The organism is Streptomyces sp. NPDC050145 (genome assembly GCF_044460245.1).
Classification (GTDB): domain Bacteria; phylum Actinomycetota; class Actinomycetes; order Streptomycetales; family Streptomycetaceae; genus Streptomyces.
The window spans coordinates 526,072-539,942 of record NZ_JBITJS010000002.1; the positions used below are offsets into that span (position 1 = coordinate 526,072).

Annotated in this window: 16 protein-coding genes and 1 tRNA gene; 5 read left to right on the top strand and 12 right to left on the bottom strand. The window is 71.2% G+C overall.

Annotation, left to right across the window (positions count from 1 at the left end; all coding sequences use genetic code 11):
* Positions 1-4: 4 nt before the first annotated feature.
* Positions 5-433, bottom strand: a complete 429-nt coding sequence (locus tag ACIBTU_RS05915; protein ID WP_399124662.1) for a PaaI family thioesterase — start codon at positions 431-433, stop codon at positions 5-7.
* Between the two features lie 882 nt (positions 434-1,315).
* Between ACIBTU_RS05915 and ACIBTU_RS05920 the strand changes: the two genes are divergently transcribed.
* Positions 1,316-3,178, top strand: coding sequence for a TIR domain-containing protein (locus ACIBTU_RS05920; RefSeq protein WP_399124663.1), 1,863 nt, complete (start codon positions 1,316-1,318; stop codon positions 3,176-3,178).
* 399 nt (positions 3,179-3,577) lie between these two features.
* Here the strand turns inward: ACIBTU_RS05920 and ACIBTU_RS05925 are convergent, their stop codons facing one another.
* The 5 genes from ACIBTU_RS05925 to ACIBTU_RS05945 all read right to left on the bottom strand — a co-directional run bounded on the left by ACIBTU_RS05925 (position 3,578) and on the right by ACIBTU_RS05945 (position 6,658).
* The gene (locus ACIBTU_RS05925) at positions 3,578-4,093 is read right to left on the bottom strand and encodes a DUF5994 family protein (protein WP_399124664.1); all 516 of its coding nucleotides are present in this window, start codon (positions 4,091-4,093) and stop codon (positions 3,578-3,580) included.
* 113 nt (positions 4,094-4,206) lie between these two features.
* The gene (locus tag ACIBTU_RS05930) at positions 4,207-4,395 is read right to left on the bottom strand and encodes a hypothetical protein (RefSeq protein ID WP_399124665.1); all 189 of its coding nucleotides are present in this window, start codon (positions 4,393-4,395) and stop codon (positions 4,207-4,209) included.
* 4 nt (positions 4,396-4,399) lie between these two features.
* A complete protein-coding gene (locus tag ACIBTU_RS05935; protein WP_399124666.1) occupies positions 4,400-4,903 on the bottom strand; it encodes a DUF5994 family protein in 504 nt (167 codons plus the stop codon).
* A gap of 145 nt (positions 4,904-5,048) precedes the next feature.
* Positions 5,049-6,275, bottom strand: coding sequence for a PP2C family protein-serine/threonine phosphatase (locus ACIBTU_RS05940; RefSeq protein ID WP_399124667.1), 1,227 nt, complete (start codon positions 6,273-6,275; stop codon positions 5,049-5,051).
* Between the two features lie 107 nt (positions 6,276-6,382).
* The gene (locus tag ACIBTU_RS05945; RefSeq protein WP_399124668.1) at positions 6,383-6,658 is read right to left on the bottom strand and encodes a hypothetical protein; all 276 of its coding nucleotides are present in this window, start codon (positions 6,656-6,658) and stop codon (positions 6,383-6,385) included.
* Between the two features lie 283 nt (positions 6,659-6,941).
* Between ACIBTU_RS05945 and ACIBTU_RS05950 the strand changes: the two genes are divergently transcribed.
* The 3 genes from ACIBTU_RS05950 (at position 6,942) to ACIBTU_RS05960 (ending at position 9,933) form a co-directional block, all read left to right on the top strand.
* Entirely contained in the window at positions 6,942-7,451 is a 510-nt protein-coding gene (locus ACIBTU_RS05950) for a DUF5994 family protein (RefSeq protein WP_399124669.1), read from the top strand.
* Between the two features lie 422 nt (positions 7,452-7,873).
* Entirely contained in the window at positions 7,874-9,070 is a 1,197-nt protein-coding gene (locus ACIBTU_RS05955; RefSeq protein WP_399124670.1) for a serine hydrolase domain-containing protein, read from the top strand.
* An 89-nt stretch (positions 9,071-9,159) separates the two neighbouring features.
* Positions 9,160-9,933, top strand: a complete 774-nt coding sequence (locus tag ACIBTU_RS05960) for a hypothetical protein (RefSeq protein ID WP_399124671.1) — start codon at positions 9,160-9,162, stop codon at positions 9,931-9,933.
* Positions 9,934-10,096: 163 nt separating this feature from the next.
* On the opposite strand, the gene ACIBTU_RS05965 is transcribed toward ACIBTU_RS05960, so the two are convergent.
* From ACIBTU_RS05965 to ACIBTU_RS05990, 6 genes are all read right to left on the bottom strand, one after another.
* The gene (locus tag ACIBTU_RS05965) at positions 10,097-10,369 is read right to left on the bottom strand and encodes a hypothetical protein (RefSeq protein ID WP_399124672.1); all 273 of its coding nucleotides are present in this window, start codon (positions 10,367-10,369) and stop codon (positions 10,097-10,099) included.
* 23 nt (positions 10,370-10,392) lie between these two features.
* Complete coding sequence (locus tag ACIBTU_RS05970; RefSeq protein ID WP_399124673.1) at positions 10,393-10,602, bottom strand: hypothetical protein; 210 nt, start codon at positions 10,600-10,602, stop codon at positions 10,393-10,395.
* A gap of 4 nt (positions 10,603-10,606) precedes the next feature.
* On the bottom strand, positions 10,607-11,161 hold the full coding sequence (locus ACIBTU_RS05975; RefSeq protein WP_399124674.1) for a DUF5994 family protein: 555 nt from the start codon (positions 11,159-11,161) through the stop codon (positions 10,607-10,609).
* Between the two features lie 197 nt (positions 11,162-11,358).
* Positions 11,359-11,432, bottom strand: a tRNA-Pro gene (locus ACIBTU_RS05980).
* Positions 11,433-11,480: 48 nt separating this feature from the next.
* Positions 11,481-12,248: a Pr6Pr family membrane protein gene (locus ACIBTU_RS05985; protein WP_399124675.1), complete on the bottom strand. Its 768-nt coding sequence runs from the start codon at positions 12,246-12,248 to the stop codon at positions 11,481-11,483.
* A gap of 44 nt (positions 12,249-12,292) precedes the next feature.
* Positions 12,293-13,234: a metallophosphoesterase gene (locus ACIBTU_RS05990; protein ID WP_399124676.1), complete on the bottom strand. Its 942-nt coding sequence runs from the start codon at positions 13,232-13,234 to the stop codon at positions 12,293-12,295.
* Positions 13,235-13,329: 95 nt separating this feature from the next.
* Between ACIBTU_RS05990 and ACIBTU_RS05995 the strand changes: the two genes are divergently transcribed.
* The gene (locus ACIBTU_RS05995) at positions 13,330-13,794 is read left to right on the top strand and encodes a GatB/YqeY domain-containing protein (protein WP_399124677.1); all 465 of its coding nucleotides are present in this window, start codon (positions 13,330-13,332) and stop codon (positions 13,792-13,794) included.
* Positions 13,795-13,871: the final 77 nt, after the last annotated feature.

Consider the following 13,871-nt stretch of genomic DNA (forward strand, 5'->3'; position numbering starts at 1 on the left):
GGGCCTACTCGGCGGAGCCCGCCGCGACGATCGTTCCCTGCGCCACGGCGACGAGCCGCTCCTCGCCGTCCTTCTCCACGTAGATCAGGCACTGGCACACCGCCTGCCGCCGCGTGGTCACCAGCGACGAGGCCCGGGCCACGATGACGTCGCCGACGGCCGGCTTGCAGTAGTTGATCTTGTACTCGGCGGTGAGGGCGTCGCCCCCGAGAGCGAGTCCGCCCGCGAACGTGAGTGCGTTGTCGGCGAGATAGCTGAGCACTCCGCCGTGTACGAACCCGTGCTGCTGCTGGAGCTCGGGCCGGTTCACGATACGGATCTCTGCCGAGTCCCGCCCGACCGCGGCCAGTTCGGCCCCGAGGAAGCAGCTGAAGGGCTGCGCCTCGAAGACACTTCGAGCAAAGGTGCTCAGGTCGCTCAGATCCTGCGTCATGCCGGTGCCCCGTCCGTCCGATGAGCTGAATCAACGTTCAGGTCATGGTACGCCGCCCCGTGGGAGCCGCGTGCCCGAAATGGCAGAGGGGCTGGACGCGGTTGTGGGCACAGGTAAACGGCACTGTGTTGACTTCACTCACTCGGTGGTCACCGCAGCACGCCGCGAAGAAACGGTTCAGGCCGCGAGCGCCATAGGCCGCTTTCTAATCAGCGGGGGGGGGGGGGGTGCCCTCAGAGCGCCCATCGATGGGACGCGGACGAGGCGGCGACGGAAGTCGCGGGGGCTGAGGCACTGGGAGGTCGATCAAGTCCCCAACGCCCGCGACCTGCTGGAGAGTCCGGGCCAGGGAGCGCAGAGCCTCCCGCGTGGCCGCAAGCTGGTGGCGTAGCTCGTCGGCCTCCGGCCACTGCCGTTCGTACGTCACCGGGTCTTGATCGTCAGGGCGCAAGGCTTCGTACGCCGCCAGCTTCGGGTGCCAAACCGTGAGCAGGGGTCGCAGCACACGGTTGAGGGTGACCATCGCGAGGACGCCGAACGTCAGGCGTCCCGGAGGTACGGGAGGCGCGACCGCCGGGCCGTGCTCGTGCAAGATGCCGCGTGTGACGTCGTAGAGGGAGTAGAGCGAGCTCAGCGCCTCGCGCAGAACGCCTTGTTCGCGTTCCAGCGGAACCACCGCTACCCGGCTGGCCAGTTGGAAGTACAACTGCCATGCGGCCGTACGCTCGGCATCCGCAGGTTCCCACACGCCGGACACCTCGCCGACGAATGGAATCGTCAGCTTCGCCGTCACCTGAGCCGGTGTCCCGCGTCCACGCCGCGGTGCCTCGCCGGACTGCGTCATGATCGCCTCCCCGGATCCCCACAGTAGGGTATGGCATCGTGTGGGACGTCTTCTTCAGTTACAGCCGCAGGGACGCCGACCGGGTCCGGCCACTGCACCGAGCGCTGACCCAGGCCGGACTGAAGGTGTTCACCGACGAGTCCGCCGTCGCCGGCTTCGCGGGCATCAGCGCCACCATCCGCAGTGCCCTCGCAGAGTCTCGCGTTCTCCTCGCGTACTACTCCATTGGTTATCCGGAACGCCCAGCTTGCCAATGGGAGTTGACCGCAGCGTTCCTCGCCGGCCTGAGCGAGGGTGATCCGCGGCGCCGGGTCCTGGTCGTGAACCCCGAGCCTTCCACCGGCCACATTCACCCGGTGGAGCTCCGCGACACTCGGCACGGCCGTGACGAAGAGCTCGCAGCGGACGTGATCCGTCATCTGGGCCAGGTGGCGGGCCCCATGCCGCTTGAGATCAAGCCTCCGCTCATGCACGGCGTGCTGCCTTTGGGCGTCGGGGAGTTCGCTGGTCGACTACCCGAACTCTGGTGGCTGCACAGTGCGTTGCACGCGCAGGAAGCACCCCTGGTCACCGGCCGCACCGTGGCCAGGCCCGTGCAGCTGCGCGGGATGCCCGGGATCGGCAAGACCCGGCTCGCCAGGGAGTACGCGATGCGCTTCGGGGCGGCCTTCCCCGGTGGTGTGCACTGGGCGCGGGCCGACGCACCGCGCCCACCGGCCGGCGCCCTCCTCGACAACGGCCCCTGTCTGTACATCGTCGACGACGTGCCGTGCGGACTGCCACCGCGCGCCGCCGCGGAGCTGGCCTCTCCGCACCCGGCCGTACGTACCCTGCTGCTCACGCGCAGCCGTGCCTACGGAGGGCTCGGCGAGCACCTCGACCTGGAGCCGCTGCCGCAGGAGGCCGCCGCTGTGCTCGGCGGCGGATCCGACGTGGTGTACGCGGTCGGAGGGCACGCTGGGGCTCTCGCACTGCTGGGACGAGCCGTGCACGCGGGGCAGGATGCCGCGAGCCTTGTTGCAGGGCTCTACGAACCGGGCCGGTCGCTGCTCGACGTCCTCGCCGGTGAGGAGATCACCGCGGACTACGTACGTGATGCGCTGACCGCTCCGGTCGAGGCCAGGGACGTGCTGCGCTGCGCGGGTGCGCGCTTCCCGCTGCCGGTGACCGAAGCCGATGCCTCTGCGGTGTTCACTGCCGAGGGGTTGCAGCCGACGGTCGCGCGCCGTCGCGCGGCGGCGGGGCTGGCCGAACTGACAGCGCGCGGTCTGCTGGAGCCCAGCCCCGACGGCCACCGCCTGCACCCGGTGATGGACCACGCCTGGCGCAACCATGAGCCAGACCCGGCCCGCGCGGAGGCATTGCGTCGGACGGTGCTCTCTCTCCTGGGCGCCGCCACTACGCTGGGCGTGGTACCAGTCCCCGGTGGGCGGAGGGAGACCGCGCCGATGGCCATGAGTGAGGCCGAGCGGATGGCTGCCTTCGACCTACAGGTCGAACTGGTCAGCCGGATCGGTGTGCAGCCGCTGCCTGCGGACGGGGGCAGCCTGCGCGAAGCGCTGACCTCCCTGCACAGCCTCTTCCCGTTCACCCGCGACACGCTGCACCGCTACAGCGTGGGCCTCCAGACGCCCGCCCTTGCCCCCGACTCGGTGCAGGCATTGGCGGACCGCCTGCTCAACGGCGTGCTGCGGCCCTTCACCACGGAATGGCATCCGCGACTTCGCGACTGGGAATCCCGGCGCGCCCCCGACACCGGTGCGCTCGATCACGAACGGGCCTGGGACCAGGCATCGGCCATGCGTGCCGCCCTCGTCGGACTGCAGGCGCCCCTCCAAGACGTCACTGCCGCTCTCGCCGTCATCTCCGGAGCGGATTTCGGTTTCTCGGCGGCGGGATGAGCCACAGGCGCAAAGCGTCGACCGCGAGTGGGCAGAGGAGCGCACCTTCCTCCGATAGGCAAGACCGCGGGCGTGAAGGCACTTCTGTCACTGCTTGTTCTGGGCGCGCTTTAGCCCTCCTGGTCCGCTCAGGGTCGTACATCCCGCTCCAGACCTGGACGCGGGCGCATGTACGCATCGCGAGGCGGGTTGTTCGGCATTGCCGACGGCGGATCGCCGTTGACCAGGGTGGTTCGACGAACTGCTGTGCACTCAGGTGTAGTTAGGCGAGCGGTGAGGGGTGCTGAGAGAGGGCGAATGCGGGCCGACCGGCGCCGGCGCTCCCGTGTGGCTCCCATGTCATGGTCCTCGAGGCGGGCACGGCGCCGATCTTCTGGTCGTGGGGCGCGCCGCCGAACGTCAGGCCCGGTCCCCGTGCCCGCCTTCCGACTCCCAGGCGGCTTCCCCGCCGACACCGCCCTCGGCGAGCGCCAGGAGGCGCGCCGCGGACAGCGCGTTCTCGGGGTCCGCGGCGGAGTTCAGCAGCCGGGTGGCTGTCCCGCGTGGCTCGTCGGGTGGGATCACCAGCAGTTCCCAGCGTCCCAGCGTGCCGCAGTCCAGGGTGATCGCGTGCTCTTCCGAGGCGAGAAGCGTCCCCGTCACCGCGACCACCTGGCCGGGCGCCATGACCAGCCGAGGGGCGTCCGGCCAGGATGCGCTGTCCACGGTGACGCCGGTGACGGCTCCCGCGGCAGGGTTCAACATCCCGATCAGGGCGGGTAGTTCGAGCTCCAGCGCGTCGCAGCGCGGCCACCAGGCCCCGTCCAGTGGCCCGTGACTGGATTCCGGCGTGAGCTTCAGCCGGGGCAGGGGCATCTCGTACAGGCCCTCGTCTCCGGGTGACGCGGCCCGGCCGGGTGTCGTGCTGCCATTCATGTCGTGATCCTGTCCCGGACGGCTCCCAGCAGCCCGCATCGGTCACTCACCAAGGCCGGGCCGCTCCTGCGGTCTGCCCGAATACTTCAGGTATGCACCAATTTACGCTCAGTTCACGCAGTGCGCTCCGGCCCCTTCTCGGCCCGGTTCCGGTGGCGCCTGCGACGGATGATTCCGGGCAGTGGAGCGCTGAAGCGGTACGAGGCGATCCGGATGCTGTTCTGGGTGTTCAGCAGGTGGATCAGGAACACGCCGATGATGATCATGGCGGCGATCACCGCGAGAGCGACGAGGGTTTCCACGGGGTCACCTCCACATGCTGCGCGGCAGCGGAAGCATGCGGGCCCCGACGACAGGGCTGGGCGGCGGAGGTGGCTCCAGCCCCTGTCCCGCGTCGGCTTCCCCCGTGCCCCCTCGGCCCTCCTGGCCGGTGGCGCCGGTGCCGGGCACCGCGGCCATCATCCGGGCGGCGGAAGCGGCCGTGGTCTCGGGCGGGACCACGACGAGGTCGCAGCGGCCGAGACCGTAGGAGCGCAGGACCAGGAGGTCGGGGTGCTGTCCGGTGAAGCGTTCGACGTGGACGGCGTGGCCGTTGATGAGGGCCTCGCGAGGACTCCTGCCCCAGCGTGAGGGGCCCACGGTGATGAGCGTGACCGGCCCGCAGCGTTCCGCCACGGCGTCCACCAGGGACGGCAGTTCCGCAGAGAGGTCACGCGAGTACGGCCACCACGCGCCGTCCAGTGATCCGGGCAGGGGGCGTTTCCGGGTGAGCGTGAGGCGCGCCGGACGGAGAGGAGCGGGAGTGGTCATGAGGTCGACCTGTTCCCTGGGCGCTGGTGAGCAGCCCATCATGGTGAGCGCCGGGAACGGCGCCCGCACGGACGCGGGTGCCCGAATTGCTCCTGGTCTCTTCACCGTACTCCGGTACGGGGCCGACCGGAGGTTTCGGACCGGGCTACTTCCCGCCGTCGGGGGAAGGACCGCGCCACTCGACGAGGACGAGGGTGGCGTCGTCGGAAGTGGTGTCGCCCCGGGCCCGCATGAGGACGTGGGACAGGTCGCGGGCGACTTCGCGGACGCCTCGATCGGCGCGGTCCAGCCGGTGGATCCAGGCGATCAGCTGCTCTTCGCCGAACTGGTCCTGACCGCCGGCGTGTTCCTCGACCAGCCCGTCGGTGAAGCAGAGGATGCGGTCCCCGCGTTCGAGGAAGAGTTCGCTGACCTTGGGCTGTGCTCCGCCGAAGCCGACGGGGAGGGTGGTGGGGCCCTCGATGCGGCTGACGACGTGATGGTCGCGGATCAGCAGGGGTGCGGGGTGCCCGGCGTTGACCCACAGGAGGCGGCCCGTGTCGGTGTCCAGGCGCATCATCTGGGCCGTGACGAAGTGGTCAGGGGCGAACTGCTCGGCGATGGCCTCGTCCATGAAGTGGTAGATGTTCTCCAGCTCGACGCCGATCCGGCGGGCGTGCCGGTAGGCGCCGATGGCGACCGTGGCCATGGTGGCCGCGTCCAGACCGTGCCCCATGGCGTCGAGCATGGCGAGATGCAGGACCGAGCCGTTCAGCGTGTAGTCGAAGCTGTCGCCCGCCACGTCGTAGGCCGGCTCCAGCACCCCGGCGACGGACACCTGCGGCATGGTCATGGCCAGCGGCGGCAGCAGCGCCCACTGGATCTCGGCCGCGACGCTCATCGGTTGGCTGCGGCGGGTGCGGAAGAAGTGATCGGTGTAGCCGTTCTTGGTTCTCACCAGGCCGGCGACCAGGCCCGCGAGCCTGCGCAGGATGCGGCGGTCTTCGTCGGTGACACGGTCCATCGTGAGCGCCAGGACGCCGGCCTGCGCGCCACCGTCGAGCAGCGGCAGGTACACGCGTACGCCCTCGGGCAGTGGCACCTCGATGAGGCGGGAGGTGAGGAAGCACCGGCCGGCCTCGGAACGGTCGATGGGCAGCGGGGCTCCGTCCGCCAGGCCCTCGCCGGGAAGCGGGACCAGTGTTCTCTGCCCGTAGTCCTGGAGCAGCACCTGGGTGTCACGGCCGCCCACCCGGGTCACCGCCTCGGCGACCACCGGCCCGACCCGGTCCGGGTGCAGTTCGTGCGCACGGTCCAGGAGTTCACCCAGCAGCCTTTCCCCGAAGCTCTCCGAGCGGTCGTCCTCGCGGTGTGTGTGCCGTCCGATGGTCATCCGGGGCCTCCCGACGGACTGCGCCCTTCTCAGAATGACCCCGGGCGGCCCGGCCTGCCACACCACCGGGTCGCCCGGACCTCCCACGGCCTCGGTCCCCGCCTGTGTCAGGGTTCCTCGGAGTGCGGGACCGTGCCGTGGGACGGCGAGCTGGCGGCCAGCCAGGAACGGGCCGGCTCAGCTGTGTGCGTGGTGTCGACCGTGAGGTGGAGGCGGGTTCCTCCGCCGGGAGTGGGATAACTGCGCTGCTCCCCGCCGGCAAAACAGCGCCGCAGCACCTCCGCCACCGCCCGAGCGGCATCGGGAGTGGCGGCGACGACGCGGACTTCGGCATGCCCCGGCGTCGGCAAGGGCTCTGAAGGCTCTGAGTCGTTGGGGGCCACCGCGGCACCGTCCTTTCACCCAGGGGGCTCCCGCCGGGCGGAAGCGACGTCGAAGGGGAGCACTGATCGACCGGCTCCGCCTGTCCATCCACCGTACGTCCCCCAGCCCGTTCCGGGCAGAAGGACGAGGGGCCGCGAGCCGCCGGTCGCGCCGCTCAACAGCGCGGACGCACGGGTGCCCGGAGTAGGCTGAAGGGACGGGGTCGTCGGCGGAGGCCCCGCCACCTGCCGCGACGCCGACCGGGCACAGCGAGACGGACCCTCCTGAACAGGTGGTTCAGTCATGACCGACGCAGATGGTCCCCCCACCCCCGAGCGCCTGCTGCCGGACGCCGTCCACAAGTCTGTCGGGCCCGGCACGGCGTTGCTCCGGCTGGAGACCAAGCATTCCCGCAAAGGCGTCCTCGACGGGGCGTGGTGGCCACGCTCCCGGGACGTCGAGCAGGAGATCCCGCCACTCGTCACCGCGCTGACCCAGCACCTCGGCCCGATCACCCGCGTCGGACTGGACGCCTCGGCCTGGAACGGCATCCCGACCCGCCTGACCGTCGAGGGCCGGATCGTGCACCTCGACTCCTTCCCCGTCGGAGACGACACCGTGCTGATCACCCGGGGCGACGAGGACCACTTCGCCCTGATGGTCGTACCGCCCGGCACACCCCATGACGCCGCCCGTACGGCCATGGCCCGCGCCGTCCGCGCCGACAACGTCACCGAGGCCGCCGAGATCCTCGTCGCCGCGATTCCTCAGACCGGCGGCGAAGGCGCGGAGACGGACTCGCCGATGCGCTGACCGGGGTTGCCCTCGACGTGCAGGGACTGCGAGGCGAGGGTGACCGTTCCGGCCTGCGGGTGCTGGAAGACCTTCTGCGCGGGCGCAGTCCTCCGCCGGGCCGGGTGAGGTCGGAGGCGCCGGGAGCGAGCGGTGCCGGCGAGGGTGCGCAGGCGGGAGACGCACGCGGTGATCCGGCCGTCGCAGTCAGGGAAGAAGGCGCGCGCCGCGGGTGGAGGAAGAGGCGACGGGCCGGATCGCGGTGCTCGGCCGGCCAGTCGTCCAGGTCCGAAGGCTGACCGCCGCGCACCCGGAGCGGGCGGGGCGTGGTGGCTCCGAACGAGTGGACTCCTCGACGCGGGGACGGGCGGGTCGGGCCGTGCCGCAGGCCGACGTGGTGATGCTCGTGACGTACGCCCCCCTTCTGGAAGAGGCGCCCCCGCATGAGACGTCCCACCTCCCGCCGTACGCTCTGCGCAGCACTGCTCGTCGCATCCCTGTGGGCGCCGACGGCGGCCCGGTCCGCCGCGGCCGGCGAGCGGCCGATCGCCGCCCACCCCGACAAGGGCGACTGCCCGAACAGCCTGGGACGGGGGCTCACGTCCCGCCTCGACGCGGCCATGAACGACGTCGGAAGGAAGGCGGACATCCCCGGGGCCGTCGTCGGTCTGTGGATGCCGGGCAAGGGCTGCTACGTCCGGTCCATGGGCGTCGCCGACACCAGGACCGGCGAGCCGATGGCCGCCGACTCCTTCGTCCGGATCGGCAGCGAGACCAAGACGTTCACCGTCACCGCGCTGCTCGAGCTCGTGGACGAGGGCCGGGTCGGGCTGGACGATCCCATCTCCCGCTACGTCAAGGGCGTGCCCAACGGCCGCCGCATCACCCTGCGCCATCTCGCGGAGATGCGCAGCGGCCTCTTCCCCTACACCGAGGACGCCGGATTCGTCCACGACCTGCTGAGCGACCCGCAGCGCACCTTCACCCCGCGCCAGTCCCTCGCGTACGGCTTCAAGCACCGCAACACCTTCGCGCCGGGCGAGGAGTTCCAGTACTCCAACTCCAACCTCGTGCTGCTGGGCCTGGTGATCGAGAAGGTGACCCGCCGCCCGCTCGCCGACGTCATCCATCACCGCGTGCTGCGCCCGGTGCACCTGCGCCACACCCTGTTCCCGCGGGGCAACGAGTTCCCGCAGCCGCACCCGCGCGGCTACACCGACCAGACCTTGAGCGGCGAGGTCGCGGACGCGACCAACTGGAACCCCAGCTGGGCCTGGGCCGCGGGGGCGATGATCTCGAACCTGCAGGACCTGCGGCGCTGGGCCAGGTCCGTCGCCACCGGGCAGCTGCTCAGCCCCGAGACCCAGAAGCAGCGGCTCAGGACGCTGCCCACCGGCTTCCCCGGCACCACCTACGGTCTCGGCATCCTCAAGACCAACGGCTGGATCGGGCACAACGGCTCCATCCCGGGCTACGAGACCGTGACGGTCTACCTGCCCTCGCAGAAGGCCACCCTGGTCGTCATGATGAACACCGACATCACGAGCCAGGGCCAGGAGCCGTCCACGCTGCTCGCCCGTGCGATCACCGCGGTGGCCACCCCGGAGAACGTCTACGACGGTTCGGCCACCGCACCCTAGGACAGGAGTGCTCCCGCCGCCTCGGCGAAGCCGGGCATCGGGTCCAGTCCTCCCCGGCACCGGCGGTCCGCACGGCTAACCTCCGCATCATGCTGCGCATCGTCGACACCCGTACCGGCCGCCTCGTGGAGATCGTCCCCGCCCGCCGTCATCTGCTGAGCATCTGCGTCCACCTGCCGGCCGGCGAAGCCGGGACCGGCACGACGGACCTGCGGACGCTCCTCGTCGGTGACGTACTGGCCCGCACGGCGGAGCTGCACGGTCTGCAGTCCCGCACGTTCCTCGCCGCGCCGGACCTGCCGCGGGAGCAGACCAGGGCGCTCGACCGCGCCATGTCCGACCTCGGCATCCACCCGCCCGCCGCCATCGGTGCCCGTCACCCGGAGGCAGCGTCCGGTGCCGCTGCCGACGTACACGTCCACGTGTACGGGACCTCGCCGCAGGACGCGGTCGGCGGGGTCCTCGTCGAGGCGGGCCCGGGCGACGTGGACGCCGTCGTGCCGGAGGGGACCGATCCGCTGGCGGTGCGGATGCTGATGCTCCGTCACGCCTACCGGGCGCCGGTCACGGTCACGGGTACGGCGCTCGAAGAGGCGTGGCGGATGCTGGAGAGCTGGCGGCAGTTGGTGGCCGACTGGGCGCAGGAGCCGTCCAGGCCGGTCCCCGCCGACGTGCTGCGGGACGTCCGTGCGGCGCTGGCCGATGATCTCGGAGTCCCCGCCGTGCTGGATGCTCTGGCCACCATGGCGACGCGCGGGGACGTACCGGCCGGCGCCAAGTTCGAGACGTTCGCCTTCCTCGACCGCGTCCTCGGACTGGACCTCGCACGCGAGGTGGGCCACCAGCACCGGGCGGCGACCTGACGTCGCGTGCGCCGGCCTGACGGCGGCGGTCGTCACAACGGCCTCAGCGCATTCACTCCGCCGAGGCCGCCCTTCCGGATCGTCACACGTGAGAGTGCTCGATCCATGTCCCATGCTACGCCTGCGGGCCGGACCGGCCAGGGGAGAAGGCGGGCGGTCCGGCTCAGCCGTGTGCTTCTTCGTCGGCCTCCATGCGGCGGATCCCCTGATGGGTGAGGCAGACCATCGCGGGGGTGTTGCCGGGTTCCCAGTCGACGGTGATCAGGTCCTCGCCGGCGAGGTAGGTGCAGGCGGCGGCGAGGTCCTCCTCCGGGATGCGCAGGTCGTTGCGGAGTCTGCGGCCCGTCACGCCGAGGAGGCGGTTGCCTTCGGTGGCTTCGTAGAGCGCGGTCAGGACCCGGCTGCGGAAGTCCTGCCGCTCGCGGAGTGTCGCCATGACCGAGTCCTTTCGTGAGCCGGTCAGTGCCGGGTGTCGGTGGCCTCGGGGCGGGTGCCCCGCCCTGTCGGCGGGTGCCGGCCGTGGCCGGGCGGCCGGTGGAGGGGAGGGAAGGGGGCGCTGAACCGGTGGGCGGCGATGCGTGCGTCGTGCTGTGCGTTGAGCCGGTGGATCAGTCGTGTGCCGAGCACGATGAGCAGGGCGACTGCCGCGAGGGCGACCAGGGTCTCCATGACGTCACCGCCCCGGGGTCCCCGGCAGGGGGATCATCCGCCGGCCGACGACCGGGTGCCGCGGCGGTGGCGGGTCGGAGCCGCCGTCGGTCTCCCAGGCCTCCTCGCCGCTTCCGGCGTCCCTCATCCGACGGCCGGTCGCGGCCTCGTCGGACATCAGGACACCAGCGGTCAGGCAACTGCCGGGGATGGCCGCGGCGGCCAACAGCCGGGCAGCTGCGGCGGGTTCGGTCTCAGGCGGGATCACCAGCAGGTCGCAGCGGCCGATGGTGTAGGAGAGCAGGATCATCTTGTCGGGATCCAGCTCGGTGAACCAGCCGACGTGCACGATGTGTCCGGTGGCGGGAACCTTGTGCGGGATGACGGGCCAGTGGGCGGGGTTCACCATGACGCGGGTGATGCGCCCGTACCGCCCCTCCAGCGCGTCGGCCAGAGGCGGGAGTTCAGTGGTGAGGTCACGCGAACGAGGCCACCAGGCGCCGTCCAGGAGGCCGGCGAGTGTGGTCTTCGGTGTCAGCGACAGGCGTGCGGAACGTGGGGGTGCGACGGTGGTGGTCATGATCGCGGACCCGTCTCCGGGCCGCCCTGCAGGACGGCCCAGTGTGGTGATCGCCGGAAACGACGTCCGCGTGGGAGCGGGTGTTCGAGTTACTCCCGGTATCTCCAGGGTACTCCGGGCAGCCCTCACGGCACCGCAACGCAGGTCAGGCCCGGTGCTGATTTCTCAGCACCGGGCCTGACCTGGTGTTACAGCTGTCGGGGTGGCGGGATTTGAACCCACGACCTCTTCGTCCCGAACGAAGCGCGCTGCCAAGCTGCGCTACACCCCGATGTCGTTGCTCCGCTCTCTGCTGTTCGGCAGGTCGCGGCGACATCGATTACTTTAGCGGACCGGCGGCCTGAGACGAAATCCGGTTTTCGGCGGGGGCGATCGCGGGGCGGATCCGGTCCAGTCCGACGAGGGCCAGGGCCAGTCCGTAGAAGGCGAGGCCGAAGGTCAGACCGTTGCCGAGGACGCCCGCGTAGCCGTGCGCGTCGACGTCCAGGAACGGGTACGGGTAGCGGGCCGGCGTGCCCGGGGTCATGATCGCGCCGCGGACGAGGGCGAAGCCGAGGTAGGCCAGCGGGTACGTGAGCCAGAGCACGGCGTGCCGCAGGCGCAGGGCGCCGGGGGCGGTGAACAGGAGCCAGTCGAGGGCGGTGCCGATCGGGGTGACCGTGTGCAGGAGCTGGTTGGAGACCCGGCGGGGCCCCGTCATGGCGGCCTGCGCGGCGTCGTCCGTCATGGAGAAGCCGCTGGAGTCGTTGGCCAGGATCACGTGGTAGACGAGCCCGGTGATGCAGATGAAGAGGAGTGTGCCGCCCGTGACCAGGGGCGGCAGCGCGGGGCGCCCCGTCCAGGCCCGGAGCGCGCCGGCGGCGAGGACGACCGCGACCAGGATGTTCGACTGGATCGTGAAGTAGCTCAGGACGCGGAGCGCGCTGCTGCTGATCGAGAGGTCGATGACGATGCCGGTGGCCGCCGCGAGGGCGACGAGTGTGCGGAAGGCGGCGGCCAGAGTCGCGGGGCGGCGCCGGGGCGGCGTGGCTCCGGCGTCCTCCGGTACGGGTACGGCGGCATCGGCGCCGGCATCGGGGGTGATCATGCCGTCACGCTAGAGCGGCCCGCCGCGACGGGCGAGCCGAAGCGTCAGACCCGCGCCGGGGTCAGCGTCAGCAGCGTCGCCTCGGGCGGGCAGGCGAAGCGGAACGGGGTGTAGCGGTTGGCGCCGCAGCCCGCAGAGACGTGGAGGTACGAGGTGTGGCCCCCGGCCTCGTGCGTGGACAGCCCCTTCACGCGGTCGGTGTCCAGGTCGCAGTTGGTGACCAGGGCGCCGTAGAAGGGGATGCAGACCTGCCCGCCGTGGGTGTGCCCGGCGAGGATCAGCGGGTAGCCGTCGGCGGTGAAGGCGTCCAGGGAGCGCAGGTACGGGGCGTGCACGACGCCGAAGGAGAAGTCCGGGCCGGTCAGCGGGCCGCCCGCGACCTCCTCGTACCGGTCGCGCTTGATGTGCGGATCGTCCACCCCGGTGAGGCCGATCTCGATCCCGGCGACCTTGAGCACGCCCCGGGTGTTGGTGAGGTTCAGCCAGCCGGCCTCGTCGAAGCCGTCGCGCAGGCCCTCCCACGGGTTGTGGATCGCGCCGACGACCGGCGGGTTCCCGTTCAGCCCGTGGCGGCCCTGCACCTTCTCGAGGAGGTACTTGGCGGGGTTGCGCGGCTTGGGCCCGTAGTAGTCGTTCGACCCGAAGACGTACGCGCCGGGGAACTCCATCAGCGGGCCGAGCGCGTCCAGGACCTCCGGGACGCCCTCGGGATCGGAGAGGTTGTCGCCCGTGTTGATGACGAAGTCGGGGCGCAGGCCCGCGAGCGAGCGCAGCCAGCGCTGCTTCTTGCGCTGCCCGCTCACCATGTGGATGTCGGAGACCTGGAGGAGGCGCAGCGGCCGCATGCCCGCGGGCAGGACCGGGACGGTCACCCGGCGCAGCCGGAAGGAGCGGGCCTCGAAGCCCATGGAGTAGGCGAGTCCGGCGGCACCCACCGCCGCGACGCCGGCTGAGACCTTCAGGGGAATCCCGTATTGCGCGCGCATACGCCCATCGTGTCAGACGAACGGGGCGGTCCGTCCGGGGGAGGGGCGGGGAAATCCGCGGGCGCTGACGCTGTGACACCTGCGACAATCGAGTCATGACCACGCTCAAGTCGAAGCTGCAGGACGACCTCAACATCGCGATCAAGGGGCGTGACGAGCTGCGCTCCTCGACGCTCCGGATGACCCTCGCCGCGATCACGAACCAGGAGGTCGCGGGCAAGGAGAAGCGCGAGCTCTCCGACGACGAGGTGCAGGCCGTCATCGTCAAGGAGGCGAAGAAGCGCCGCGAGGCGGCCGAGGCCTTCGAGGGCGCGGGGCGTGACGAGTCCGCCGCGCGCGAGAAGGCGGAGGGCGAGGTGCTCGCCGAGTACCTGCCGCAGCAGCTGACCGACGCCGAGCTGGAGCAGATCGTCACGCAGGCGGTCGAGGAGGCGAAGGCGGCCGGCGCCGAGGGCGGCCGGGCCATGGGCCAGGTCATGAAGATCGTGAAGCCGAAGGTGGGGGACAAGGCCGAGGGCGGCCGTGTCGCCGCGACGGTCAAGCGCCTGCTGCTCGGCTGACGAGCACGACGCGGTGAGTACGTGAGAGGGGCGCCCCCGCCGGGGGCGCCCCTCTCACGTACTCACCGGCCGGTGGA